We start from the raw sequence: 26,450 nt of genomic DNA, 5'->3' as shown, positions 1-26,450 counted from the left end.
GGGCACGGGTTGTCGAGATACACAACAGGTTAAAGATCACGGAAGATCGAAAAACGTGTTGGTCTGTTCCCGACAAACGCACGGCGCGGGCAAACGCGACGAAAAGCGGCGATCACATCCAGATCAGCTTGAGCGCAATGGCCCACATCGTCAGGCCGACTGCAACATCGAGAACCTGCCAGGCACGCGGGCTTGTGAAAAACGGCCGCAAAAGGCGCGCGCCATAGCCAAGGCAGAAAAAGAAAACAAAGCTCGACAGAACAGCCCCAAGCCCAAAGCCCCATGCCGGCGCATACTGCGAGGAAATCCCGCCCAACAAAACCACAGTGTCCAGATACACATGCGGATTGGCCCATGTCAGCAGCAAACAGGTGGCCAACGCGGCCCAAACACTCGGCACGGTTTTTCCTGTATCTTCAAGAGCTTCACCACCGGCCGAAGCGGCCCGAAAACTCATGGCTCCGTAGACAATCAGAAAGGCTGCGCCACCCCAACGCGCATAATTCACCGCGTCCGGATAAGCTTCCACAAGAACGCCAAACCCCAAGACACCCGCGGTGATCAACAGCGCATCGGACATGGCACAGGTCAAAACCAACGGCAGCACATATTCACCACGCAGCCCCTGACGCAAGATAAACGCATTCTGCGCTCCGATTGCCATGATCAGAGAAAACCCCAACAAAAATCCGGCGGTAAAGGCTTGTGTCATGAATTGTACTTTCCAGCTTAGGTGTCACGGCCTTGCATACAAAGCTGCACAAGGTTACACAAATTAATCAATCTTACCTTGGATTAATTTTTCTAATGAAACTGGATTATGCTCAGATGCACGCCTTGGCCGCGATTTTACGCAACGGCTCGTTCGAAGCAGCGGCAACGGAATTGGGCGTCACCCCCTCTGCTATATCTCAACGTCTGAAGGCACTGGAAGACCAGGCTGGAACCTTGCTAGTAAACCGTGGTCAGCCCTGTACCGGTACTGATGCGGGACGCCGTCTTGCGGCCCATATAGAGCATGTCGGCCTTCTTGAGGGGCAACTTGCCAAAGATCTGGGGGCGATGGTGCCCACCGCCGAAAGCCGTTTACGGATTGCCGTGACAGCAGACAGCCTTGCCACTTGGGTCTTGGCCGCACTGGCCGAAGTGCCCGGCCTTTTGTTTGACCTGATCGTAGATGATCAGGATTTTTCCGCCGAGTGGTTGCGCCGTGGAGAGGTGGTGGCCGCCATCACATCCCATGCCCGCCCGGTCTCTGGCTGCGACAGCGTTCCTCTTGGGGTTTTGCGCTATGTGGCGACATGCAGCCCTGATTTCCACGCACAATTCTTCCCGCAGGGGGTCACGATAGACGCCCTAAAGCAGGCCCCCATGCTGCGGTTCGATCAAAAGGACGAATTGCAAGCCAGCTGGATGCAAAGGCAATTGGGACGCAAGATCACCCCGCCCAGCCACGGTCTTCCGTCATCGCAGGGGTTTGTTGACGCCAGCCTTCTGGGCCTTGGGTGGGGCATGAACCCAGAGCCCTTGGTAAAGGCGCATATTGAAACCGGACGTCTGGTTCCCTTGATCCCTGACACCCCCTTTGACACGCCGCTTTTCTGGCAAAGCAGCCGCCTGTTGCGCACCGCGATAGACCCTCTGACCCGAGCCGTTCGCAAAACAGCGCGGGTTCATTTGCCTCGCAGCTAAAGACCTGCCATGTGTTAAGGCATGTCTCGGATACGCGCGTTTCTTGAGGGCAAATTACCCCTTGCCCAGTCTATGTTTGTCTTTATCGTCGCGCCGCGCGGGGTGATCTGGCTTGGGCTGTGGCTGGTTGGGTTTTGGCCTTATCCCTTGATATGGGCGTTGCTTCCCTTTTTGGCTGCCGACCTTGTTGTCTTTCTCTTGCAACTGACGGGGTTCAACCGCGCGACGGAGACGCACTTGCGCAGCCACGGCAGCATGAGCGCAGTCTGGGGCGGGTATCTCGCGCTTCTGTTTATCGCGGGCTTCTCTTTCACCCTCTGGTGGGGGGTGATACTTGCCGCGCTGACACCACCCGAGCTGGAATCCTATGCAGATCAGGAAGAACGCCTTCGCCGCGAAACCTATTCATTGACCGTTGCGGAGAACGGCAGGGACCTTGTCTTTGCAGGTGAGATTACATTTGGCCTGACCAAACGTATTCGCGCGCTTCTGGACGAAACGCCCTCAATCGAAACGCTTGTCCTCACAAGCCCCGGAGGACATATTTACGAGGCGCGCGGCGTTGCCCGGCTGATCCTGAAGGCCGGTTTGGGAACGCGGGTGGTTTCGGATTGCAGTTCGGCCTGCACGCTTATTTTCATTGCGGGCACACCGCGCGCCCTTTCCCCCGATGCCCGCTTGGGCTTTCACCAATATGCGGTCCTGTTTGGAAACACTCTGCCCTCGGTTGATATCGCACGCGAGCAGGCAAAGGATGTGGAGTTTTTCCGAAATCAGGGCGTAAGCCCCGTTTTTCTGGGCCGGATGTTTGAGCAATCCAGTGACGGCCTGTGGTATCCGCCAAATGACCTTTTGATATCGGCAGGCGTGATCTCTGCACCATAAAAAAGCCCCGACCAATAGGTCAGGGCTTGATGTCTCGGCGCTCTTTTCGAAGGTTAGAGTTGCTCCATAACCTCGTCAGATGCTTCAAAGTTTGCGGTGACGCGCTGGACGTCGTCATCATCTTCCAAGGCATCAATCAGCTTCATCAGCTTTTGCATACCTTCCAGATCCATTTCTGTTGTGGTGGTCGGCTTCCAGACCAGCTTGGTTGACTCGGATTCACCCAAAGCCGCTTCCAAAGCGTTAGACACATCGTTCAGATCGGTATCAAGGCACCAGATGATGTGCCCCTCTTCAGAGCTTTCAACATCCTCGGCACCTGCTTCAATTGCAGCTTCGAAAACGGTGTCCGCATCGCCGACGGTAGCGGGATAGGTCACTTCGCCCTTGCGTTCGAACATGAACCCCACAGACCCGGTTTCACCCAGATTGCCACCGGTCTTTGCAAAGGTAGAACGCACTGTCGATGCGGTACGGTTGCGGTTGTCGGTCATTGTTTCGACAATCACGGCAACACCGTTGGGGCCGTAACCTTCGTAACGGATTTCTTCGTAATCGTCGCCTTCACCAGCCGTCGATTTCTTGATGGCGCGATCAATCACGTCCTTTGGGACAGACTGCGATTTGGCTTCTTTTACGGCCAAGCGCAAACGCGGGTTCTTTTCCGGATCCGGGTCGCCCATCTTGGCGGCCACGGTGATCTCTTTCGACAACTTCGAGAACAGTTTTGACCGCGCGGCGTCCTGACGCCCTTTGCGGTGCTGAATATTTGCCCATTTACTGTGGCCGGCCATGTGTACGCGCCCCATCTGTTAAGAATATTTCGCCTCGTATAGCGCAAGGCAACGGTTGGCTGCAACCAAGCCGGACATCATGTCTTGGGGGAAAATCCGGTGACATATCAATTTCAGGGAAAAATATTGCCTTCGGACACTTCTTGCCCTGCCCCGACTTATGGGTTTGTGTAGGTCCAAGCGTAAAAGGTGCCTTATGACAACTGACCAAATCATTCTGTTTTCTCTGTTCGGTGGCGTTTTCGCCCTCTTGTTGTGGGGGCGGTTCCGGTATGATCTTGTGGCGTTCTCGGCACTTCTTTTGGGGGTGGTTCTGGGGGTCGTCAAAGTGGACGATGCCTTTAGCGGTTTCGGCCACCCCGCCACGATCATTGTGGCGCTGGTCCTTGTTGTCTCTGCCGGATTGATGCGGTCGGGCGCGGTTTTCCTGATCACGCGAACCTTGGTCGACAGCGCCCGCAGCCTTGGCAGCCATATTGCCTTGATGGGGGCCGTGGGTGCCATTCTTTCGGCCTTTATGAACAACGTGGCTGCGCTTGCGCTTCTTATGCCGGTCGATATCCAGACCGCCCGCAAGGCGGGTCGCTCTCCGTCTTTGTCCCTGATGCCTTTGTCCTTTGCCACCATTCTTGGCGGGATGGCGACCTTGATAGGCACACCGCCGAATATCATCATTGCGTCCATTCGTGAGAAATCGATCGGCGAGCCATACAAGATGTTCGACTTTGCGCCGGTCGGGGGCATCACGGCCATTGCAGGGCTGGCTTTTGTCGCCCTGATCGGCTGGCGGTTGATCCCAGCGCGCGAAGATGCGGGCAAATCGGTGTCCGAAGGCGACAGCTATGTTGCAGAGCTGACCATCCCGAGCGAAAGCAAACAAATCGGAAAGCGTCTGGCGGAATTACAACCCGAGGCAGACGATGCCGATGTCGCCCTGTTGGGTCTGATCCGAAACGGCCAGCGTCGGTATGGCGCCGCGCGTCATGTGCGCCTTGAAGCGAATGATACGCTGATTATTGACGGCGCCCCTGATGCCTTGGACGAATTCCGGCAGGCGTTGAAGCTGAACTTCTCGGATGAAAAACGCGAAGAACACCTAAAGGCCGCCGGCGAAGGCCTTGATATGATTGAGGTCGTGGTGCCGGAAAATGCCCGTATCACAGGCAAGACGGCCCAAGGGGTTGGGCTGGCATGGCGTCGCAACTCGATTCTCATGGGGATATCCCGCGGGGGTGAACGGCTGACAGGTCATGTCAGACGTACCGAAATTCGCACGGGTGACATCCTCTTGTTGCTGGTGCCAAAAGACCGCGGTCAGGACGTGACGGAATGGCTGGGATGTCTGCCGCTTGCCGACAAGGGATATGTTGTAACCGACAACAAAAAGGTCTGGCTTGCGATTGGCCTGTTTGTGGCTGCGGTTGCTGCGGCCTCGATTGGCCTAATTTATCTGCCAATCGCCTTGGGCATGGTGGTCGTCGCTTATGTCCTCACCAAGATTGTTCCCATATCCGAACTCTATGATCACATTGAATGGCCGGTGGTTGTCTTGTTGGGATCCATGATTCCGCTTGGGGCTGCCTTGGAAGACGCCGGTGGCACCGAGTTGATCGCCAATTCGCTGGTCAGTTTGACAAGCGGAATGCCGGCATGGGCGGTTCTGACTGTTTTGATGCTTGTTACCATGACGCTGTCGGATGTGTTGAATAATACCGCCACAACAATTGTGGCAGCCCCCGTCGGCATCCAGATGGCATCGTCGTTGGGTGTGTCCCCTGACCCGTTCCTGATGGCTGTGGCTGTGGCCGCATCGTCGGCCTTCCTGACCCCGATCGGACACAAGAACAACACGCTGATCCTTGGGCCGGGGGGATACCACTTTGGTGACTACTGGCGGATCGGATTACCGTTGGAGGTTCTGGTCGTTGCCGTATCCGTCCCTGCCATCCTGGTGTTCTGGCCGCTTTAGCGGCGTCCCATCAGGCGGGCCATGTCCAGCATGCGATTTGAAAACCCCCATTCGTTGTCATACCAGCCAAAGACGCGCAAAAGCCCACCCACCGAGACCGAGGTCTCCCGCCCCGACACGATCAGAGACTCCGGTCGGGCCCGCAGGTCGGTCGAGACCAAGGGTTTCTCGGTCCATCCCAGCAAGTGGGCCTTGGCCGCTTCGGATTTCAACAGGGTGTTCACACCGTCAACCGTGGTCGGCCCGTCCGTCTGAATTGTAAGATCAATGGCCGAAACACTGGCCGTGGGCACGCGGATCGCGCGCGCCAGAACCCGTCCGGCAATGTCCGGCAGCACCTTGTCGATCAACCGGCCAGCGCTGGTTGTGGTGGGCACCATGGACAGCGCCGCAGCCCGCGAACGCGCCAGATCCCCGCGCGGTTTGTCCACGGTCGGCTGGCTGCCGGTATAACAATGCACCGTTGTCATATGCCCGCTGATCAACCCGTATTCGGCGTCGAGCAGTTTGAGCAACGGGGCCAAAGCGTTCGTTGTGCACGACGCGTTCGAAATGATCTTGTGCGATCCCAGAAGGTCTTCGTTCGCCCCCATGACAAGGGTTTTGTCCGCTTCCTCGGCCGGTCCCGAGATCAAAACGGCCTCTGCACCGGCCTGCAATCCCCGCTCGGCCACAGCGCGCGCGCCTGCCATTCCGGTACACTCCAGAACAACATCAACACCCGCAAGATCCAATTCTCGAAGGTCGCGCACATCATGGAAGGGTATCCGCAGCCCATCGATAACAATCGCGCCATCGCCGGCCTCGACCTGTCCGGGATAAGTGCCAAAAACGCTATCGTATTCAAAGAGATAGGCGCATGTTTCCAGTGGCTCGATATCATTGATCCCAACGATCTCGATATCGGTATGGCGCCCCTGTGCAAGAATGCGCAAAAGGGTGCGGCCAATCCGGCCAAAGCCGTTGAGAAAGATACGAATCTTGCGGTCTGTCATCTGCGCCTCCGGTCCTGAACCTGTATTCAGCCAGTTTATCCGGGAAAGGCCAGCGCATTTTTGTGATGTGTCATATCAGAAGTCTTGGCCGACGGGGCGCTTGCCCTCTGATGCACAGCCTCAGCGCAGTTTGACGTGCCGGTTGACGTCTTTGTACAAAAGGTAGCGGAAATTCGAAGGCCCCCCCGCATAGCAGGCTTGGGGGCAGAAGGCGCGCAGCCACATGTAATCTCCGGCTTCGACCTCGACCCAATCCTGATTGAGCCGATAGACGGCTTTGCCTTCAAGCACATAAAGACCGTGTTCCATAACATGTGTTTCGGCAAACGGGATCACGCCCCCCGGTTTAAAGGTCACAATGGTCACGTGCATGTCATGGCGCAAATCCGCAGGATCGACAAAGCGGGTTGTGCCCCATGTTTCGTTGGTATCAGGCATCCACGAAGGTTCGATGTCCTGTTCGTTGGTCACAAAGGCTTCGGGTTTTTCAAGGCCTTCCACCGCTTCATACGCCTTGCGGATCCAGTGGAACCGTGCAGGCGTCGTGCCGTTGTTTTTGAGTGTCCAGTTGCACCCGCTAGGAAGATAGGCATATCCGCCTTCGCCCATCCTGTGCACAACGTCATTAATGGACAGTTCAATCTCGCCTTCCACAACAAAAAGCACTGCCTGCGCATCGGGATCAAGTTCGGGACGATCACTCCCCCCACCCGGTGACACTTCGGCAATGTATTGCGAGAAGGTTTCCGCAAACCCCGACAAGGGCCGTGCAATCACCCAGAATCTGGCGCCCTCCCAGAACGGTAAGAAGGACGTCACGATATCGCTCATCGTGCCTTTGGGTATTACCGCATAGGCATCGGTGAACATCGCACGATCCGTGAGGATTTGTGTTTGAGGAGGCAAACCACCGGTCGGGGCGTAATAGCTGGGTTTTGTCATCGTTTTTTTCCGGAAATCGGGATGAGTCCATCATGGCAAGCGTCGCTGCAAGGGTCCATTATCTTCCGCAACTTGAACGCCTGAAACAATGACTTGGATTATTTGACAATCACTTGCTGTCCAACGGGTCGATCAATTCCGGCCCTGATGCGCGGTTCGAATTCACGGCACGATCTACCTGATAGTATGACAAAAGGTCCTCGGGCGCCGCGGTCATCAGGGCAGCAGCCCCATGTCCCGCTTCACCCAACCACAAAGACCAGTCTTCGTGCCCGACAATGACAGGCATCCGGTGATGAATTGCAGACATGTTGCGATTGGCACCCGTGGTCACGATGGCGCAAGAGTCGATCGTCTCACCCTCGGACTTCCAGCTCTGCCAGACGCCGGCAAAGGCCAGCGGCCCTTCGGCACGGATGTACCATGGCCAGCGCACCCCGTCCTCGTCTTTGGTCCATTCGTAAAAACCGGTCACCGGAATCAAACAGCGCCGTTGGCGACAGGCTTCGCGAAACGCCGGCTTTGTTGCGATGGTTTCGGCCCGTGCGTTGATCAACAGGGGACCATCATCCGTTGCCTTGTACCAATGCGGCAAGAATCCCCAGCGCATAGATACCAAACGGCGTCCGCTCTCTCCTCCAAGGACCGTGTGAATCCGGGTTGTTGGACAGACGTTGTAATTCGGCACGTCAGGCAAATCATTTGCCGGCGCCGCGGAAAACAGCTGCGCCATTGCGTCATTGGGTAAGGTGATTGCAAATCTTCCACACATGGTTACACCCTATCAGCAGGCCCAATCGGGCCAAGACGAAATTACAGGCCTTTGGCCAGACAGATACAAAAAGGGCCGTCGATGGCAGACAATCCGCAGCACCTCGCCCAGAAAATCATGCAACTCATGAATGCAGGGCAATTTGCGGCAGCCGCCAAAGCTGCGAAAACAGCCACCCGCAAGTTTCCGCGAGAAGGCCATTTTGCAAATATGGTTGGCATGGCTCTGGCCCAAAGCGGCAATCCCCGCGACGCTGTCGGCTTCTTCACCAAAGCCCTCAAACTAAAGCCCGGCGATGCGGATATTCAAAACAACCTGATCCAGTCTCTGGTGAGCTGTGGCCAGACCGCAAAAGCCAACAGCTTGATTGACAAACTTTTGGTCAAACGCGGGTCTTCCGCGATTTTGTGGCACTTCAAGGCGGTATCCTATGCGCAGTTGGCCCAGCCCGAAAAAGTTCTGGAATATGCCAGCAACGCCATCGAGGCTGACCCAAAAATGGCTTTGGCCTTTAACATGCGTGGCATCGCCAATTCCGATCTTGGAAATGACCTCGACGCTGTTGCGGATTTCGAAAAATCCCATGCCCTGAACCCCAAAGACCCCGATCCTTTGGCAAATGCGGGTCTGCCCCTGTCGCGTCTAGATCGTAACGAAGAAGCGATGGAAGTGGTAGAAAAGGCGCTTGCCTTGCACCCCGGCCACATCAACGCCTTGCATCGACATGCGGTGCTTTTGGCAGAACTTGGTCGCGTTGAAGAATCCATTGCACAATACAATGCCTTGCTGCGCACCGATCCTCTTCATGGAGAGGCCTATTCGGAGCTGATCAAAACCCAGCCCGCAGCGGACAATGCCAAGCTTGAACCTCAATTGCGTTCGGCGATTGCCAAGGTTCCAAAGAAATCACCTTCCCAGATTTTCCTGAACCTTGGCATGGGCAATCTGCTGTATCAGCAAAAAGAATTCGAAAAGGCTGCAAAGTTTCTGGCGACGTCAAACACGCTCGCCGCGCAAAGCCGCCCCTATGATGCGGCCAAAGCCGAAGACGAGTTTGAACAGATCAAATCCTTGTTTCCCGTGGGCGATGAAATTCCGGCAGTGGGTGATACCGCTCTGCCACGGCCCATTTTTGTGGTTGGCCAACCCCGATCGGGAACAACCCTGACAGAGATGATCCTGTCGGCACATCCCGATGTCACGTCTTGTGGCGAGTTGCCGATTGCAGGTCGATTGTCGCCGGATGTTCTGCAATCCGACGCCCCCTTTGAAGCCGCGCAATACGCAAAAGACTTCCGTGGGCGTCTTCCTGCCCTGCCCGATGGCACCCAAGCATTCGTGGACAAGATGCCCGCGAACTATCGCTATGTCGGGTTCCTGCTGCACGCCTTTCCAGAGGCGCCGATCATTCACATCGAACGTGACCCCCGCGACGTTGCCCTGTCGATGTGGCGCAGCTTCTTTCCAAGTGGCTGGATGAATTTCACTTTTGGGCTCAAATCCATGGCGCACAGCGCAAACCTCTATAAACACTATATGAATCATTGGAAAACCGTTTACGGCGATCGCATTGTCACGCTTGATTATCGCGATATCGTGTCCGACGTGGACGCCGCAAGCCATACGCTGGCATCCGCTTGTGCCCTTGATTGGGTCGAAGACATGGCATCGCCTGAACGCAACACCGCGCGCGTGCGCACGGCTTCTGTGGTTCAGGTACGCGAAGGCGTCCATACAAAATCTGTCGGCGGATGGCGCGTGATGGAGAAACATCTGCAACCTTTCACAGATGCACTGGACCCCGATCTCTGGCCAGAAATAGCGGACAAGGGATAACCAGATGAATCCGGCACAGAAACACCTCGAAAAAATCAACAGCCAGATGCAGGCCGGACAATTTGCAGGGGCGGCCAAAACCGCGATGGCTGCAGCGAAAAAATTCCCCAAAGAACCCGGGTTCGCAAATGCGGCAGGTGCCGCCCATGCCCGTGCCGGAAATTTTGCGCAGGCGGTGAGTTTCTTTAACAAAGCCCTCGGTCTGGCGCCGGGGGATCCCGCGACGCAAGACAACCTGTTGCGCGCTCTGATACAGGCGGGTCGAGGTGAAAAGGCGCTGGAACTGATTGCCAAACTCGAACCCAAACGCGCCGAGAAAACACAGCTTTTGATACTCAAAGCAAATGCGCAAATGCATCTCGGACAACCGCAAAACGTTATTGAAACGACAACGCGCATTCTTGAAACCGTGCCTAACCATGCAGAAGCGTTGAGCCTGCGTGGAACCTCACATGACGAACTAAAAAATGATGATGACGCGATTGCAGATTTTGAACGGTTTTTCGAACTGACCCAAGATTCGTCCGCGCTTGTAAATCTCGCAGATCCCCTGACCCGCCGCCACCGGCCAGAGGAGGCGCTCGCCGCTTTGGAAAAGGCGGTCGAAATGGCGCCCAGTGACCTGCGGGCGCAAAAATACCTCGCGATCCAACTGTCGCAAATGGGGCGTCTGGCCAACTCTAACGCCATCTACAAACGGGTGCTCGAGATGGATCCGCTGGACGGGCCGACCTATCGGGGGCTGGTCGACAGCCAGACAGCAGAAGAAAACCTGGCCATGGTGCCCGCCATCAAAGCGGCCATGAACAAATTACCCACCAAAGACGAACGGCAGGCCTTTTTGCATCTGGCATTGGGCAACACGTTTTTTCAGGCAAAGGATTTTGAAAAAGCCGCGCCTTCATTGGCACGTGGCAATGCGATGCTGGCCAAAGAACACCCTTATGACCGCAAAGGCGCTGATGCCGAACTGTCCGCCATCTTGGCCGCCTACCCGCAAGGTTTCGCCGTCAATATGGATCAAGGCGACCATGACACACCGCGCCCGTTGTTTGTCATCGGCCTGCCACGGTCCGGCACAACACTCAGCGAGATGATCTTGTCTGCGCATCCTGATATCGCCAATTGTGGTGAGATGTTAAGCACAAGCAAGGTTCTGACACCCGAGACCCTGATCACTGGCGCTGATCCCGCCCACCTTGCAGAAAGCTATCGAAAAGAGTTGCCAGATGATGCGCGGCAGTCTCAGGTTTTCATCGACAAGATGCCGTCAAACTATCGCTATGTCGGGCCTCTTCTCGAGGCGTTTCCGACAGCCCGTTTCTTACACCTGTCGCGGGATCCAAGAGACGTGGCGTTGTCGATCTGGCGCACATATTTTCCGGCAACGGGCCTGCGTTTCTCGTTTGATCTGACCGCAATCGCGCATCAAGCCAATCTTTACAAAAGCTATATGACGCATTGGGGCACACTGTTCCCCGATCACATCCTGACGATGGACTATGCCGAGGTTGTGGCCGACGTAGACAGTGCCAGCCGCAAAATGGCAACCTTCTGTGGGCTGGACTGGATTCCCGAGATGGCAGCACCTGAAAAGAACACGGGGCTGGTGCGGACCGCATCCTCGGCCCAAGTCCGGGAAGGGGTGCACACCAAATCCGTTGGCGGCTGGAAACGTATGGAAAAGGCGCTTGAACCGTTTTGCGCGCAACTTGATCCAGCCCTTTGGCCGGACCTCGACTAGGGGTTAGCGGTACCCTTTGCGGGCCAGTTCAAGACGCGCATCCATCATCGACATTTCCTTCAACAGGTCCTGACGGCGGGTGCGGTCATCGGTTTCACGCAATTCGGCGCGCAAACGCGCCATTTCGCGGCTAAGCAACACAAACTCGGGCGCGCCCCCGCTTTCACGCACAAGACGATTCAGCATCGCGTTTTCAGGATCGTCTTCTTTCGGCAAGGGTTTTCCCGCGCCTTCGAGATTGTCAAAGTCGCCAGCTTCCTGCGCCGCAAGGATTTTCTGGTTGATCAGATCGAAAAGCGGATGGTCCATGAGTGCCCCATAAAAAAGCCCCCGCCAGTTTTCCAGCAGGGGCCTCAGGCGGCAAGTCGCCTTATTTGCGTGTAATGCGCCCATCCGTATAGGGGCTATAGGGAATGTTCTGCGCCATGAATTCGGCCGTAACATCCGCAAGGTCAGGCCCATAGTCATATGCATTTGCCGCGTCACGGAACATTTTATAGCCGTCGCCGCCGTTGCGCACATAGTTGTTAGAGACCAACGTATAGGTTGCTGCCGGATCAATCGGCATCCAGCCGTCCCCCTTTTGAACCAGAACTTCGGTGATACGTCCCTCGTTCGGCGCCTTGGTTGAATCCCACGTGAATTTCAGTCCGGCCACCTGCGGGAACCGGCCTTTGACGTCTTCGACCTGGCTCACGCCATTTTCCAACGCATCGATCACCACTTGTCCCGAGACTTCAAAGGTCGACAGCGTGTTCTGGAAAGGCAGCACCGTGAGCACTTCACCCATTGTGACGTCGCCTTCATCAATGCTGGCACGCAGCCCGCCCGAGTTGGTGATCGCGATTGTCACGCCTTGATCCGCAACACGGGCCAGCATGGCATCAGCAACCAGATTGCCCATTGCGCATTCTTCGACACGGCACACGCTGCGATCCCCCATGATCGCCGCACTGGACGCGGCCACCACTTTTTGGCGGATTTCTTCAAGCGGCGCAGCCAGCTCGCTAATACGGGCCTTTGTGCCTGCGTCCTCGGAAACCGAAGCGTCCATGATGATCGGCTCACCTGTGGCCGATTTGATTTCGCCGGCATCGTTGAACACAATGTTCAGCTCGCCCAGAAACTTGCCATAGGCATAGGCCTGAACGATGGCCGTGCCGCCAACCATTGTGGGATACGGGCCTTTGGCCTTGTCGCTGGTATTGGACAGGTAGGTATTGTCATGCCCGCCAACGATCACATCGACACCCGTGGTATTGGCCGCAACATGTTGATCAACGCCATAACCCGAGTGGCTGAGAACGATGATCTTGTTCACACCCATCGCGGTGAGTTTGTCCACTTCGCCCTGAACCGCCGCGACAGGATCAGAAAAGGTCACGTTTTGCCCCGGGCTGGCCAGTTCATCCGTATCTTGAGGCGTCAGGCCAATAAGCCCGATCTTTTCGCCGCCTTTTTCAATCACGGTCGATTTTTGCAAAACGTCTGCCAAAAGCTCTTCTTTGGTGACATCCGCATTGGACATGAGAACCGGAAAGCCAACTGCGTCCATGAACCCGCGCAGCACCTCGGGACCATCGTCAAATTCGTGGTTGCCAACGGTCATGCCGTCATATCCGAGTTTGTTCATCATCTCGGCGGCAACTTTGCCTTTGTAATAGGTATAAAACAGCGTCCCCTGAAACTGGTCTCCGCCATCCACAAGGATGCTGTTTTCGGCACGTCCCCGGGCCGCTTCTACTGCCGTGATCAAGCGCGCTGATCCGCCAAAGCATTTGCCCTCGGCATTGCTGTCTTCTGAACAGCCCGAGTCATATTTGCTTATGGGTTCAAACCGCGCATGGAAATCGTTGGTGTGTAAAACAGTCAAATTGTAATCAGCTTGAGCAGCCCCAGCCATCAAGGCCATTGCAGCCGCGCCGGAAAGGATTTTTTTAATCATTGGTCTTCCCCCTCATGTCAGACGATAACGCTATGGTTCCCTTGTTTTTACCTCCGAGTCAAAACTTCTGTCGCTTGACGTTGGGCTTACAGCGTTGCATGTCCCTGATATGCTGATTTTCAAGATATTCCGGGCCGACGAATGGGCGGCATTGCGAGCAAAAGGCGAAACCGCCGGCGCTCCTGTCGACATTGCGGATGGGTTTGTTCATTTCTCGACCGCAGACCAAGCGGCCGAAACCGCTGCGAAACACTTTTCAGGCGAAGAGAACCTGTTCCTGCTGGGTCTCGAAGCTGACGAGCTGGGCGATGCATTGAAGTGGGAACCCTCTCGCGGGGGGGCATTGTTTCCGCATCTCTATCGCACATTGCGGCTTGAGGATGTGGCTTGGGCCCAACCTTTGCCGCTTGAAGATGGCACACATCAATTTCCTGCGGGGCTTGGCATATGAAACTTCTCGAGAGCCTGGGCATGCGCGCCTTGCGCAGCATTGACCCCGAAGCCGCGCACGGCTTTGCAATCAAAGCCTTGCAGATGGGCGTGGCCCCTGCCCCCGGAACAATCACGTCAGACCGTCTCAGAACCAGCATCGCGGGAATTGAGATTGCCAATCCCGTCGGTCTTGCCGCTGGTTTTGACAAGGATGCAACGGCCCTGAACGGGCTGGCCAAAGCGGGCTTTGGTTTTTTCGAAGTGGGCGCCGCGACACCCAAATCCCAACCGGGCAACCCCAAGCCCCGTTTGTTCCGCCTGACAGAGGATCAAGCCGCAATCAACCGGTTCGGATTTAACAACGACGGCATGGAAGCCATCGCCACACGTTTGGCGCAACGTCCCAAGGATGCTGTCATCGGTCTCAATCTCGGGGCGAACAAAGACAGCACGGATCGCGCCAGCGATTTCGCCAAGGTGTTGGGCCATTGTGGTGCATATCTTGATTTCGCAACGGTCAATGTCAGCTCTCCCAACACAGAGAAACTGCGCGACCTACAAGGCAAAGCCGCACTTTCGGCTCTGCTCGCCGGGGTCATGGAGACACGTAACGGTCTGGACAGAAAAATCCCCGTCTTCCTGAAAATCGCCCCGGATCTGAGCGACGCGGAACTGGAAGAAATTGCCGAAGTGGCCACAGAGGCCCAACTGGACGCCGTGATCACCACCAATACGACATTGGACCGCAGCGGCCTGCGCTCGGAACACAAGGCCGAGGCCGGTGGGCTGTCAGGTGCTCCTCTGTTTGAAAAATCCACGCGGGTTCTTGCGCGCATGTCTGAACTGACAGACGGAAAGCTGCCCCTGATCGGGGTTGGCGGCATCTCTAACGCGGAACAGGCCTATGCGAAAATTTGCGCAGGTGCTTCGGCGGTGCAACTCTATACGGCATTGGTTTACGGCGGCCTGTCCCTTGCGGAAGAGGTCGTTCGCGGCCTTGATGCCCTTTTGGAACGGGATGGCTTTGCCAATTTGGCCGATGCTGTCGGAAGCAAACGAAAGGATTGGCGATGATCACGATGTGGCACAACCCGCGCTGTTCAAAATCACGCCAGACGCTTGCCCTGATCGAAGACAAGGGCGCTGTCACCGTGCGCAAATACCTTGAGGACAGCCCAACAGCCGATGAAATTCGCGAGGCCTTGGATCTTTTAGGGCTGAAGGCGATCGAAATGATGCGCCCGAAAGAAAGCGCCTTCCGCGAACTTGGTCTGAACAAGGACGATGACGACGCGACGCTGATCGAAGCAATGGCGAAATGTCCAAAGCTGATCGAACGCCCAATTGTGTTTGCAAATGGCAAAGCTGCTTTGGGGCGGCCACCCGAACAAGTGTTGGATATTCTCTGATATCCGCCCAACACGCTTAGCAACCCAAGAGAGGCACCGCCACTCTTGGGTTTTGTTTTGTCACGCCGCAGGCATACGCTGTTCGACGATTTCGGCCCACCAGCTACAGCCCGCAGGGATCGCTTCATCGTTGAAGTTGTATTCGGGGTGATGAACCATGGCTGTATCGCCATTACCCACCAGAATATAAGCGCCCGGACGCTCTTCCAGCATAAAGGCAAAGTCTTCGCCGCCCATCACAAGCGGGGCATCGTCACACTGGCCACTGATCGAACGGGCCACGTCCGCCGCAAATTCGGTTTGTGCTTCCGAGTTGACCATCACCGGATAACCGCGGTGGTAATCCACATTCACCGTTCCACCAAACGTCACGGCGATCCCGTCACAGATTTCCTGAATACGCTTTTCCGCAAGGTCGCGCATTTCGGGGCTCATGGTGCGCACGGTTCCACGAAGATGGACGGATTGCGGGATCACGTTGAAGGCGTTTGACGATGTCTCGAACGATGTGACCGACACAACGATTTGATCCACAGGATCGGCATTCCGGCTCGCAATGGTTTGCAATGCCAAAACCGCCTGCGCCGTCATGACAGTGGTGTCGACGGTTTCCTGCGGTTTGGCCGCATGGCCGCCCTTGCCCTCGAACGCAATGTCAAAGGTGTCGGTGGCCGCAAAGAATGCCCCCGGACGGATGGCAAATGCGCCAACAGGTTTGCCCGGCCAGTTGTGCATCCCGTAAACTTCCTGAATGTTCCAGCGGTCCATCATACCGTCATCACACATTTCCTTGCCGCCGCCGCCGCCTTCTTCTGCGGGTTGGAAAATCACAACGACAGTGCCATCAAAATTCCGCGTCTCGCTCAGGTACTTTGCAGCCCCCAAAAGCATCGCAGTGTGCCCGTCGTGACCGCAGGCATGCATGGCCCCATCGGTTTGTGAGGCATAGTCCAGACCTGTTGCCTCGAGAATGGGAAGCGCATCCATATCGGCGCGCAATCCAATCACCTTGCCCGACGTATCAGTTTTGCCCTTGATGACCCCGACCACACCTGTGCGGCCAATTCCGGTGACGATCTCGTCACACCCGAACGCCTCGAGCTTTTCCGCGACCAGCGCGGATGTTCGATGCGTTTCGAACAGGATTTCGGGATGCGCGTGAATATCACGGCGCCATTCTGTGATTTCTGCCTGCAACTCTGCAAAACGGTTCTTTACTGGCATTGGGTCTCGCTCCTCGTAGTGATCAGCCCAGCGGCATGCGCCGCTCGACCATTTCTGCGAACCAGCTACACCCAGCCGGAATCGCGTCGTCGTCAAATTGATAGGCGGGATGGTGACACATTTCCGTATCGCCATTCCCGAGGAAGATGTAGGCGCCGGGGCGCTCTTGCAACATGAAGGAAAAGTCCTCTGCAGGCATGATCGGATCGGTGTCGACGTCGACCTTTTCCGCGCCCGCGACTGCACGTGCCGCATCTGCTGCAAAATCGGTATGGTCGGTCGAATTGACCGTGACCGGATAGCCGTCTTCCCATGTGACTTCGGCCTTGGCACCAAACGCCAGTGCCGTGTGTTCGGCAATGGCGCGGATACGCTCTTCTGCAATGGCGCGGTAATCGGGGTCGAGAACACGCACTGTGCCCGTGAGGCGCGCGGTGTGGGCAATAACATTCGAGGCGGCGCTGTCGGTTTCAAACGTGCCAACCGTGACAACCACCCGCTTCACCGGATTCACGGTACGCGCAACAATGCTTTGTAAAGAAACCACAATTTGCGAGGCAACCAAGGTTGTATCCACGGCTTCATGCGGGGCCGCTGCGTGTCCGCCGCGTCCTGTGACAACAATTTCAAATTCATCTGCCGAAGCCATCAGGGCGCCGGGCCGGATCGCAAATTCACCAACCGGCAATCCGGGTGTGTTGTGCAGGCCATAGACCTCTTGGATGCCCCAACGGTCCATCATGCCGTCGTCGCACATCTCTTTGCCGCCGCCGCCGCCTTCTTCGGCGGGCTGGAAAATCAGAACCGCCGTCCCGTCAAAGTTCCGCGTCTCTGCAAGATACTTGGCCGCTCCGAGCAGCATCGACGTATGCCCGTCATGGCCGCAAGCGTGCATCTTGCCCGATACGGTCGACGCATAATCCAACCCCGTGACCTCGTGAATGGGCAAAGCATCCATATCTGCGCGCAATCCGATCACACGGCCCGAAGTATTGCTGCGCCCTTTGATAACAGCCACCACGCCTGTGCGCCCGATACCCGGCGTGATCTCATCCACGCCGAACTCTTTCAGGCGCTCCTGAACAAAGGCAGCAGTTTCGTGCACGTCAAACATCAGTTCGGGGTTGGCATGCAGGTGATGCCGCCAGCCGGTGATTTCCTCATGCATTTCTGCAAAGCTATTCTTGATCGGCATGATGTACCCCTCTCTTTTTGTTGCTACAGATCCGGCCCCATGACCAGTTTCGAGCCGTCGCTGAACCGAGACAGACGGAACCGACTCAGGTCATGCCCGATGTCATCACCTGTCACCATATCCGCCATGATACGTCCAAACGCGGGACCGATGCCAAAGCCATGACCACACATGCCTGTACATATCGACAGCCCCTGAACAGGGGCACGGTCCACGACGGGAACGATATCGGGCATGGCATCAATCATACCGGCCCAGGCCGTGGACACTTCAACAGGTCCCAACGCCGGAAACAACCCTTGGAACGTGCTGCGGATTTCCTCGACTTTGCGCATGTTGGGTTTGGGATCAAGCATGCGCATGTTCTCGAACGGAGAAACGTCACTGCCCTTCCAGCGCCGGCGGGTGCCCCATCCGTCCGGATATCCTTTGGGCGACATGGGCAGGTAATTGCGTGAAAATGGCTGGTTGATGAGTTGTGGTAGGTAGGTCATGAAATGCCGGAAAGAATCCGGCCCCACAAAGGTTTCGTGAAACCCCGAAGCCGCCAAGGTATAGCCGCCATCCTGCCGTCGCCGGAACGCAAAATCCGATCCGTTTGCGCCGCCCTGATGCACATCCGGCAGGGCATTGGTCGCAACAACGGTTGCCCGTACCGACAATTGGGGAATGTTGGTCCCCTCATTGCGCAGGAACACGGTGGACCATGATCCACCTGCAACAATCACCTCCGAGGTTTGGATGGTGCCTTTTTCGGTGACGACGCCGCTGGCCTTGCCGCCGGATGTTTCCAGTACGCGGGCCGCGCAATTTTCGACGATCACCGCCCCCATCTTGACCGCTGCCCGCGCAATCGCTGGCACGGTGACCCAGGGTTCGGCCCGCATATCCGAAGGTGTGTGCAAGGCCCCCGTATACTGACGCGTCATGCCCGGAAATTTGGCATCGACCTCTTTGGCAGACAACATGACACTGTCCACACCGATCTCGCGTGCCTTTGACAGCCAGTCTTCGTACCCTTCGGTCTGTGTCTGGTTTTGCGCAAAATAGGTCAGCCCGCATTGGGTTAGGCCAATGTCGGTATCCAGATCCTTCGCCATCTCTTTCCAGAGCTGCGTGGACTCCATAACAATAGGCAGTTCATCCAGATCACGGCCCATCTGCCGGATCCAGCCCCAATTGCGCGAGGATTGTTCGCCCGCAACGCGGCCTTTTTCCAGCACAACAGGCTTGAGGCCCTTTTGGGCGAGATAGTACGCGGATGCGATGCCGATGATGCCGCCGCCGATGATAACTGCATCCGCCTGTTCGGGAAGCGGCGCGTTGTGTTCAATGGGGTTCGTGAGAGAAATGGGAAATACCGACATCACGTCTTAGCCTTTTAACATGACCAATAATCGTTCCATGAATGCCTTGCCCGCGTCGAACTGCGCGACGGTCAGGTATTCATTGGGCTGGTGTGCTTGGGCGATGTCACCCGGACCACAAATCACGGCCGAGTATCCCGCCTCTTGAAACTGTCCGCCTTCGGTGCCGTAGGACACGACATGGCTTCCGTTGTCTCCGGTCAGACGACGCACAATCGCTTCGGCCTCGCCATTTTCTTCGGGCACCAATCCGGGCAATTGAAAACGCTCTTCCAGAACAATTTTTGTTTCTGGAACAACCGCTTGCATCTCGGCTTCGACCTCGGCCACTTTGGCCAGAAACAGGTCCCGCCAGTCTTCGGCGTCGTCGCCGGGCACCACCCGAAAGTCGACGCCAAACCAGCAATCCTTAGCCGTGATGTTGTGCGCGGTTCCACCTTTGATGGTTCCGACGTGCACTGTGGTAAACGGAGGATCGAATTTGGCAGCAACCTCGCCCGGTTCTTTTGCCATGCTTTCCGAATTCATCTGGTTGACCCATTCGATGATTTTTGCGCCGTACAGGATCGCATTTACACCCGTATGTAGAATCGACGAATGCACTTCAAAGCCCTGCATGTGCACGTGATAGCCAAAACCGCCTTTGTGTCCGCTCACGGCCTGCATCATGGAAGGCTCACCAACGATGACTGCCGACGCTTTAGGCACAATCGGTTGCATCGCCTCGATCATAGGCGGCGCGCCCAAACATCCGATTTCTTCGTCATAGCTCAGCGCCAATTGCAAAGGCCGCTTCAAGTCCGCGTAATGGCCTTCGATCAGGGTCCAGATCGCCAAGGCATCGAACCCCTTCATGTCGCACGTGCCGCGCCCGTAAAGCTTGCCGTCTTTTTCGACCACCTCAAACGGGTTCGTTCCCCAAGGCTGACCGTCCACGGGCACTACATCCGTGTGCCCCGACAAAACCACGGCACCTTCTGTCTCTGGTCCGACATGAGCAAACAACGCCGCTTTTTCATTGGTCTCGTCATAGTGACGATGGGCAGTGATGCCATGGCTGTTCAAATAGGTTTCCACCCATTCAATCAGCGGAAGGTTACTGTCCCGGCTGACCGTTGGAATGGACACCAGTTTTTCGAGGATCGCCCTCGGGCTCAATTTTTCGGGCATATCAGTATCCGCTATCGGTGATCAGGATCTTGTGACCCGGTGAAATTTCTCGGTATTCGCTAGGGGCCGGCTCGTATCCAATGGGATGAATCGGCGACGGAATCGGTTTGAAGTTCAAATCCTTTTCCGACTTGCGCTGACGCGGGTCCGCAATGGGCACGGCTTTCATCAATGCTTGGGTATATGGGTGTTGCGGGTTTTCAAACACCTCGCGACGTGGACCGATTTCAACAATCCGTCCCAGATACATAACACCCACGTGGTGGCTTACGCGTTCGACCACGGCCATATCATGTGAAATAAACAGGTAAGACAGATCCAGTTCTGCCTGTAATTCCATCATCAGGTTCAAAACCTGTGCCTGCACCGAAACATCCAAGGCAGAAACGGCCTCGTCCGCGACGATCAGTTTCGGGTTCAAGGCCAAAGCGCGCGCAATCGCGATCCGCTGACGCTGTCCGCCGGACAGCTCGTGCGGAAAACGCTTCATAAAGCTGCGGGGCAGTTCCACGCGATCGAACAACATCGCAACACGATCCTGCAATTCGCTGCCTTTGTGAGTGCCATAGTTGCGCATGGGTTCCGCGACCTGATCCATGAGAACCATCTGGGGATTCAGGGATGCAAACGGATCTTGAAAGATCATCTGCATGTCCTGACGCACACGGTGCAGATCCTTTTGGTTCAAGGACATAACATCACAGCAATCAAACTCGACATGCCCCGATTGCGGCTCGACCAGACGCAGGATCGAACGACCCGCCGTGGATTTACCACAGCCCGACTCTCCTACCAGCGACAGGGTTTGCCCCTTGTTCACAGTAAACGACAGGTCTTCGACCGCATGCACATGCGCCACGGTCCGGCGCAGCAATCCCCCCTGAACAGGAAAACGCGTGGTCAGATTGCTCACGGTCAGGATCGGCTCGTTTGTGCCGGGGATTTCCTCGATCTTCTGGTTCTCGTGGCCGAACAGCTTCATCGGGCTTGGCACATCCGTGCCTTTCATTTCGCCCAGCTTCGGAACTGCCGCCAAAAGCGCCTTGGTATAATTGTGCTGTGGGTTTTCGAAAATCTCTTCGACGGTGCCTTCTTCGACCTTTTTGCCTCGGAACATAACGATCACGCGGTCCGCCATTTGCGCCACGACAGCCATGTCATGGGTAATGAACATGACTGCGGTTCCGGTTTCGCGCTTGAGGCGGTCCATCAAGGCCAGAATTTCGGCCTGAATGGTTACATCCAGCGCCGTTGTCGGCTCGTCCGCAATCAGCAACCGTGGCTCGCACGCCATCGCCATGGCAATCACGACGCGCTGGCGCATACCGCCGGACAATTCGTGAGGGTACTGAACAAGACGGCGTTCCGGTTCAGGGATGCGAACTTCGCGCAACAATTCCAGCGCGCGGGCCTCTGCCTCGGCCTTTGATAGTTTTTTGTGCAACCGCAACCCTTCGGTCAACTGTCTTCCGACAGTGAATACCGGGTTCAGGGCGGTCATCGGTTCCTGAAAGATCATCCCGATCTCGTTGCCGCGAATCGTGCGCATCAACTCCTGATCGGTTGCGGCAAGGTCGATATCCTCGCCTTCCTTGCGATCAAAAATGAGCGTGCCGCCCGCAATTTTACCGCCGCCAAACTCGACCAGACGCATCAAAGAAAGGCTGGAAACGGACTTTCCAGAGCCGGATTCCCCAACAATACAAACAGTTTCACCAGAGTTCACTTTGAACGAAACATCTTCGACACCTACGACGGTGCCGCTCTTTGTTTCGAACTCGACCCGCAGGTTTTCTATGGACGCAATTGCGTTATCCAACATGCCGCTGACACCCCACTTCCAATGTTAATCGCTCTGGCAAGACGCTAACGACAGGTCTGCCCAAGTGTCAAACAGGTGACGTCCGAAGCTTACGTTGCGTCGCGTCACCCCCTCACGAAGGGTTGCAATTTTGTGAACCTTGGTCTGTGATGGTTCCAGTTGAGAGGGGATGTTTCGGGCGAATGCGCACAAATTGTGCGTTTCGCTGCGTTGTTTCTCTTAATGAATTTAAATCGCGAGTGATGACTTAAGTCACCGCACAAAGCACGCAAGTGCGCAACATGGAGTGTAAAATGAAGGCTAAATCCCTCATGCTCGGCGCTGCAGCGGCGTTTGTAATGGCCCCTGCGGCTATGGCAGAACGCGGCTCGGACGGCCACGTAAATATCATTTACTGGCAAGCGCCCTCAATCTTGAACCCTTATCTGTCCAGCGGCACCAAAGATATAGAATCGGCTTCGCTGGTTATCGAACCGCTGGGTCGCTATGATCCGAATGGCGCTCTGGTTCCTTACCTCGCAGAAGAAATTCCCTCGGTTGCCAATGGCGGCGTGAGCGAAGATCTGAAGTCGATCACATGGAAACTCAAATCTGGCCTGAAATGGTCAGACGGTTCTGATGTCACCGCGGCCGACGTCAAGTTCACCGCTGACTACTGCATGCACCCCGAAGGCGGCTGTGCGCAGCTTGCCAAATACGAAGGTGTCGAGAACGTCGAAGTTATCGATGACCTGACTGTTAAGGTCAGCTTCTCTGAAGCCAAGCCAAACCCCTATGGTCCTTTCATGGGCGGTCAGGGTCCTATCCTTCAAGCGGCACAGTTTGCTGATTGTCTGGGTGCAAAAGCACCAGAGTGCACAAGCGCAAACTTTGGCCCGATCGGCACCGGCCCTTTCAAAGTTGACGAATTCAAGCCAAATGACGTGATCTCGATGTCGGCGAACCCGAACTATCGTGATCCTGCCAAGCCTGCATTTGCCACGCTGACCTTCAAAGGCGGCGGCGACGCGACCTCTGCTGGTCGTGCGGTTATGGAAACCGGCGAGTTTGACTATGCATGGAACATGCAGCTGGCACCCGACGTTCTGGCCAAAATGGCCGAAGGCGGCAAAGGCAAGCCAATCGCGGCCTTTGGTTCGCTGGTTGAGCGTCTCGAAATGAACATGACAGACCCGTCGCCATCGCTTGATGCCGACACGCGCGCAACGGTTGCTGCACCGCACCCGTTCCTGTCAGACATCAACGTGCGTAAAGCACTGTCGATGGCCATCGACCGCAACCTGCTGGTTGAAATTGGCTATGGTCAGGCCGGTCGCCCGACCTGTAACCTTGTTCCCGGACCTGCGGTTTATGCATCAGACAACACTGACTGTCTGACACAAGACATCGCTGGCGCGAACAAGCTGCTGGACGACGCTGGCTGGGTCAAAGGATCTGACGGCATCCGTGCCAAGGACGGCGTTCGTATTTCGATCCTGTACCAAACCTCGACAAACGCCGTGCGTCAGGATTTCCAAGCGCTGATCAAACAGTGGTGGAGCGAAATCGGTGTAGAAACCGAACTGCGCAACCTGAACGCATCGGTCTTCTTCGGTGGTGACCCAGGTTCGCCTGACACCTTCCAGAAGTTCTATGCAGACGTTGAAATGTACGCCAACAACTTTGACGGCACCGATCCTCAGGCTTACCTGTCGATGTACCGTTGTGGCAACGAGCCCAAGCCTTCTTCGCAGTGGCAGGGTGAGAACATCAACCGTTTCTGTGATCCGGCATATGACGCTTTGATCGACGAACTGGGCCGCACTTCCGATTTGGAAACACGCTATGCACTTTCCAAGAAGATGAACGAAATGCTGACCAAAGACAGCTACACAATCGTTCCTCTCGTGGACCGTGGTCGTGTATCGGCACATGCAAACAGCCTTGGTGGCGTGGTTCTGAATACTTGGGATTCCGAACTGTGGAACATCGCAGACTGGCATCGCATCAAGTAATTTGACGCAAAAAGAGGCGCCCTGAGCATTGCATCGGGGCGCCTCTCAATTTATGCACGCGTCCGCTTGCCAAATGCGACGCACTTCCGCCTCATCAAAAAAAGACTGATCAACAAGGGCGCCCTTAATGCTGACTTTCACGATCCGACGACTGATCCTTGCAGTCCCGACGCTTTTGTTCATCAGCCTTGTTATCTTCTTGCTTCTGGAACTGGCTCCGGGTGATCCAATGGCACAGGTGCCATTGACCGTGCCGCCAGAAGTAAAAGAGAAAATGCGCGAGGCCCTCGGCCTCGGTGAACCACTTCACATCCGGTATTGGAAATGGCTGGTCCAGTTTTTCTGGGTCGAACCGCAGGTCCTGTTCGACAATATGTTCGGCACGACCTTTGCCGAAGGCAAACAACGCATCCTGTCATGGCAGACACGCTCACCCGTTATGGACATGGTCGCCCAGCGTCTGCCACAGACCCTTTGGGTTGTTGGCATGTCCTATATCGTGGGTGTGCTGATCGCGCTGCCTATCGGGATTTACTCAGCCTATCGCCAGTATTCGATCTTTGATCAAGCCGGTACCTTTGTCACGATGATCGGCTTTTCGATCCCGCCTTTCTTTACCGGCCCCCTTCTGATCATGGTGTTCGCCGTAAGCCTTGGCTGGTTCCCGTCTGTCTATGACACCACGCATGTCGTGAATGACTGGGACAGTTTTGTGGTCCAGCTGCGCCAGATGATCATGCCCGTCATGGTGCTTGCCCTGCAAACAACCGCACAAATCAGCCGCTTCATGCGCGCGTCGATGCTCGATAACCTGAACCAGGATTATGTCCGCACGGCCCGTGCCAAAGGTCTGCCTGAAAAGATGGTTGTCATGGTGCACGTTCTGCGCAACTCGATGATCCCCGTCATTACCGCGATTGCTCTGGGTGTCCCCGGCATTTTCGGCGGTGCCATCATCACCGAGGTGGTGTTCAAAGTGAATGGTATCGGAGACCAGCTTTTGAATGCGCTATTTGCCAATGACCTTCCCAGCGTTCAAACGCTGACCTTCATGATCGCCGTGTTGATTGTGTTCTTCAACCTGATTGCCGATGTGCTTTACGGCGTTCTGGACCCAAGGATTCGTTATGACTGAGCCCGTGCAAAAAATCGAAGCCCTGCGCGACGAAATCGAGATGGAACCACCCCACAGCCAATGGCGCGATGTGTGGGACCAGTTCCGCAAACACAAAGGCGCATTAATGGGGGGCACCTTCCTTCTGTTGATCACGCTGGGTGTTTTGTTTGGCGAATACATCTGGACGCTTGATCCGCAAAAACTCGACATCCGGAACAAGGATGTGCGCCCGATCTATACCGTGCTTTGGAACAGTGATGCCAAGGTGCAGTGGGCGCATCCCTTGGGAACAGACAACCTTGGGCGCGATGCGCTGGCCAATATGATTGTCGGGGGCCGCACTTCGATGGCTGTTGGCTGGGTCGCGATGATCATCGCCCTGTCCATTGGCACCACGATTGGTGTTCTTGCCGGGTATTTCCGCAAGCTGGACGGCCCGCTGATGCGCTTGACCGACCTTGTGTTGTCTTTGCCTATCCTGCCCCTTCTGTTGGTGGCTGTGACCCTGTTTCGTGAACAGCTGCGCGGCGCGCTGGGGCCGGAAACCGGTATGTTTATCCTCATCGTTGGCGTTGTCGGCGTGACCAGTTGGATGCAGACCGCACGGATTGTGCGTTCTGAAGTGCTGGCTCTGAAAGAAAGAGAGTTCATTCTGGCGGCGCGCTCGATCGGCACAAGACCCGGGGCGATCATCCGCCGGCACCTTCTGCCGAATGTTATTTCCCCCATCATGGTTTCGGCCACCTTGGGTCTTGCGACAGCAATCATCACGGAAAGCGCCCTGTCCTTCCTTGGTGTCGGCTTTCCACCAGATTTCCCGACTTGGGGTAAGATGCTTGCGGACGCTGTGCCACGCATGGACCAATACCCAGAGCGTGTGGTTCTGCCCGGTATGGCGATCTCGCTGACTGTGCTGAGTGTGAATTACCTTGGGGATGGTCTGCGCGACGCGCTGGACCCGCGAATTCGTGGTCGCTAGTCCAAAAAGGACAAATCCAAACTTAGTTGAACAGGCCGGACCACAGTGTCCGGCCTTTCTTTTTGGCTACAGAACAAAATGACCTGCCAACGCACCCAATTGGGAAATTATCCCAACACAGCGCAACCAGAGCCTTTTCATAACACTTGAAAGAATCTGAATTTGTC

General features: G+C 55.9%; 23 protein-coding genes. 11 read left to right on the top strand and 12 right to left on the bottom strand.

What is annotated here, in order from left to right:
- Window positions 1–112: 112 nt before the first annotated feature.
- Window positions 113–712: a LysE/ArgO family amino acid transporter gene (locus tag PH7735_RS05850; protein WP_058310347.1), complete on the bottom strand. Its 600-nt coding sequence runs from the start codon at window positions 710–712 to the stop codon at window positions 113–115.
- 95 nt (window positions 713–807) lie between these two features.
- On the opposite strand from PH7735_RS05850, the gene PH7735_RS05845 reads away from it, so the two are divergent.
- Both PH7735_RS05845 and PH7735_RS05840 read left to right on the top strand, forming a co-directional pair.
- Complete coding sequence (locus PH7735_RS05845) at window positions 808–1,692, top strand: LysR family transcriptional regulator ArgP (RefSeq protein WP_058310346.1); 885 nt, start codon at window positions 808–810, stop codon at window positions 1,690–1,692.
- A gap of 21 nt (window positions 1,693–1,713) precedes the next feature.
- A complete protein-coding gene (locus PH7735_RS05840; protein ID WP_145865268.1) occupies window positions 1,714–2,577 on the top strand; it encodes a COG3904 family protein in 864 nt (287 codons plus the stop codon).
- 53 nt (window positions 2,578–2,630) lie between these two features.
- On the opposite strand, the gene PH7735_RS05835 is transcribed toward PH7735_RS05840, so the two are convergent.
- Window positions 2,631–3,371: a YebC/PmpR family DNA-binding transcriptional regulator gene (locus PH7735_RS05835; protein WP_058310344.1), complete on the bottom strand. Its 741-nt coding sequence runs from the start codon at window positions 3,369–3,371 to the stop codon at window positions 2,631–2,633.
- Between the two features lie 196 nt (window positions 3,372–3,567).
- Here PH7735_RS05835 and PH7735_RS05830 point away from each other — a divergent pair, with 196 nt between their 5' ends.
- Window positions 3,568–5,340 (top strand): SLC13 family permease, encoded by a 1,773-nt coding sequence (locus PH7735_RS05830; protein WP_058310343.1) that lies wholly within the window; start codon window positions 3,568–3,570, stop codon window positions 5,338–5,340.
- On the opposite strand, the gene PH7735_RS05825 is transcribed toward PH7735_RS05830, so the two are convergent.
- The 3 genes from PH7735_RS05825 to PH7735_RS05815 all read right to left on the bottom strand — a co-directional run bounded on the left by PH7735_RS05825 (window position 5,337) and on the right by PH7735_RS05815 (window position 8,049).
- The gene (locus PH7735_RS05825) at window positions 5,337–6,335 is read right to left on the bottom strand and encodes a type I glyceraldehyde-3-phosphate dehydrogenase (protein ID WP_058310342.1); all 999 of its coding nucleotides are present in this window, start codon (window positions 6,333–6,335) and stop codon (window positions 5,337–5,339) included. The two genes, PH7735_RS05830 and PH7735_RS05825, sit on opposite strands and share 4 nt — an antisense overlap.
- Window positions 6,336–6,455: 120 nt before the next feature.
- Window positions 6,456–7,277: a bifunctional allantoicase/(S)-ureidoglycine aminohydrolase gene (locus PH7735_RS05820; RefSeq protein ID WP_058310341.1), complete on the bottom strand. Its 822-nt coding sequence runs from the start codon at window positions 7,275–7,277 to the stop codon at window positions 6,456–6,458.
- A gap of 109 nt (window positions 7,278–7,386) precedes the next feature.
- On the bottom strand, window positions 7,387–8,049 hold the full coding sequence (locus tag PH7735_RS05815; protein ID WP_058310340.1) for an SOS response-associated peptidase: 663 nt from the start codon (window positions 8,047–8,049) through the stop codon (window positions 7,387–7,389).
- An 81-nt stretch (window positions 8,050–8,130) separates the two neighbouring features.
- Here PH7735_RS05815 and PH7735_RS05810 point away from each other — a divergent pair, with 81 nt between their 5' ends.
- Both PH7735_RS05810 and PH7735_RS05805 read left to right on the top strand, forming a co-directional pair.
- Window positions 8,131–9,885: a tetratricopeptide repeat-containing sulfotransferase family protein gene (locus PH7735_RS05810; RefSeq protein ID WP_058310339.1), complete on the top strand. Its 1,755-nt coding sequence runs from the start codon at window positions 8,131–8,133 to the stop codon at window positions 9,883–9,885.
- A 4-nt stretch (window positions 9,886–9,889) separates the two neighbouring features.
- Window positions 9,890–11,629: a tetratricopeptide repeat-containing sulfotransferase family protein gene (locus PH7735_RS05805; protein WP_058310338.1), complete on the top strand. Its 1,740-nt coding sequence runs from the start codon at window positions 9,890–9,892 to the stop codon at window positions 11,627–11,629.
- A gap of 3 nt (window positions 11,630–11,632) precedes the next feature.
- Here the strand turns inward: PH7735_RS05805 and PH7735_RS05800 are convergent, their stop codons facing one another.
- A complete protein-coding gene (locus PH7735_RS05800) occupies window positions 11,633–11,938 on the bottom strand; it encodes a DnaJ family domain-containing protein (RefSeq protein WP_058310337.1) in 306 nt (101 codons plus the stop codon).
- 61 nt (window positions 11,939–11,999) lie between these two features.
- Complete coding sequence (locus PH7735_RS05795; protein ID WP_058310336.1) at window positions 12,000–13,574, bottom strand: bifunctional metallophosphatase/5'-nucleotidase; 1,575 nt, start codon at window positions 13,572–13,574, stop codon at window positions 12,000–12,002.
- A gap of 109 nt (window positions 13,575–13,683) precedes the next feature.
- Between PH7735_RS05795 and PH7735_RS05790 the strand changes: the two genes are divergently transcribed.
- The 3 genes from PH7735_RS05790 to arsC are packed head-to-tail and all read left to right on the top strand — an operon-like array spanning window position 13,684 to window position 15,415.
- Entirely contained in the window at window positions 13,684–14,025 is a 342-nt protein-coding gene (locus PH7735_RS05790) for a DUF952 domain-containing protein (protein WP_058311162.1), read from the top strand.
- Window positions 14,022–15,080 (top strand): quinone-dependent dihydroorotate dehydrogenase, encoded by a 1,059-nt coding sequence (locus tag PH7735_RS05785; RefSeq protein ID WP_058310335.1) that lies wholly within the window; start codon window positions 14,022–14,024, stop codon window positions 15,078–15,080. Before PH7735_RS05790 ends, PH7735_RS05785 begins: the two co-directional genes overlap by 4 nt.
- Window positions 15,077–15,415: an arsenate reductase (glutaredoxin) gene (gene arsC, locus PH7735_RS05780; protein ID WP_058310334.1), complete on the top strand. Its 339-nt coding sequence runs from the start codon at window positions 15,077–15,079 to the stop codon at window positions 15,413–15,415. Before PH7735_RS05785 ends, arsC begins: the two co-directional genes overlap by 4 nt.
- Before the next feature lie 60 nt (window positions 15,416–15,475).
- On the opposite strand, the gene PH7735_RS05775 is transcribed toward arsC, so the two are convergent.
- The 5 genes from PH7735_RS05775 to PH7735_RS05755 are packed head-to-tail and all read right to left on the bottom strand — an operon-like array spanning window position 15,476 to window position 22,193.
- Window positions 15,476–16,639, bottom strand: a complete 1,164-nt coding sequence (locus PH7735_RS05775) for a M20 aminoacylase family protein (RefSeq protein WP_058310333.1) — start codon at window positions 16,637–16,639, stop codon at window positions 15,476–15,478.
- 22 nt (window positions 16,640–16,661) lie between these two features.
- Window positions 16,662–17,834, bottom strand: a complete 1,173-nt coding sequence (locus tag PH7735_RS05770) for a M20 aminoacylase family protein (RefSeq protein ID WP_058310332.1) — start codon at window positions 17,832–17,834, stop codon at window positions 16,662–16,664.
- A gap of 23 nt (window positions 17,835–17,857) precedes the next feature.
- On the bottom strand, window positions 17,858–19,201 hold the full coding sequence (locus PH7735_RS05765) for an NAD(P)/FAD-dependent oxidoreductase (RefSeq protein WP_058310331.1): 1,344 nt from the start codon (window positions 19,199–19,201) through the stop codon (window positions 17,858–17,860).
- Between the two features lie 6 nt (window positions 19,202–19,207).
- On the bottom strand, window positions 19,208–20,371 hold the full coding sequence (argE, locus tag PH7735_RS05760) for an acetylornithine deacetylase (RefSeq protein WP_058310330.1): 1,164 nt from the start codon (window positions 20,369–20,371) through the stop codon (window positions 19,208–19,210).
- Between the two features lies 1 nt (window position 20,372).
- Window positions 20,373–22,193: an ABC transporter ATP-binding protein gene (locus PH7735_RS05755; protein WP_058310329.1), complete on the bottom strand. Its 1,821-nt coding sequence runs from the start codon at window positions 22,191–22,193 to the stop codon at window positions 20,373–20,375.
- 293 nt (window positions 22,194–22,486) lie between these two features.
- On the opposite strand from PH7735_RS05755, the gene PH7735_RS05750 reads away from it, so the two are divergent.
- The 3 genes from PH7735_RS05750 (at window position 22,487) to PH7735_RS05740 (ending at window position 26,283) form a co-directional block, all read left to right on the top strand.
- On the top strand, window positions 22,487–24,187 hold the full coding sequence (locus tag PH7735_RS05750) for a peptide ABC transporter substrate-binding protein (protein WP_058310328.1): 1,701 nt from the start codon (window positions 22,487–22,489) through the stop codon (window positions 24,185–24,187).
- 127 nt (window positions 24,188–24,314) lie between these two features.
- A complete protein-coding gene (locus PH7735_RS05745; protein ID WP_058310327.1) occupies window positions 24,315–25,322 on the top strand; it encodes an ABC transporter permease in 1,008 nt (335 codons plus the stop codon).
- On the top strand, window positions 25,315–26,283 hold the full coding sequence (locus PH7735_RS05740; RefSeq protein ID WP_058310326.1) for an ABC transporter permease: 969 nt from the start codon (window positions 25,315–25,317) through the stop codon (window positions 26,281–26,283). The genes PH7735_RS05745 and PH7735_RS05740 overlap by 8 nt, the downstream gene beginning before the upstream one ends.
- Window positions 26,284–26,450 lie beyond the last annotated feature (167 nt).

Origin of the sequence: Shimia thalassica (assembly GCF_001458215.1) — a bacterium.
GTDB classification, from domain to species: Bacteria; Pseudomonadota; Alphaproteobacteria; order Rhodobacterales; family Rhodobacteraceae; genus Shimia; species Shimia thalassica.
This window is presented reverse-complemented; position numbering and strand designations above follow the sequence as displayed.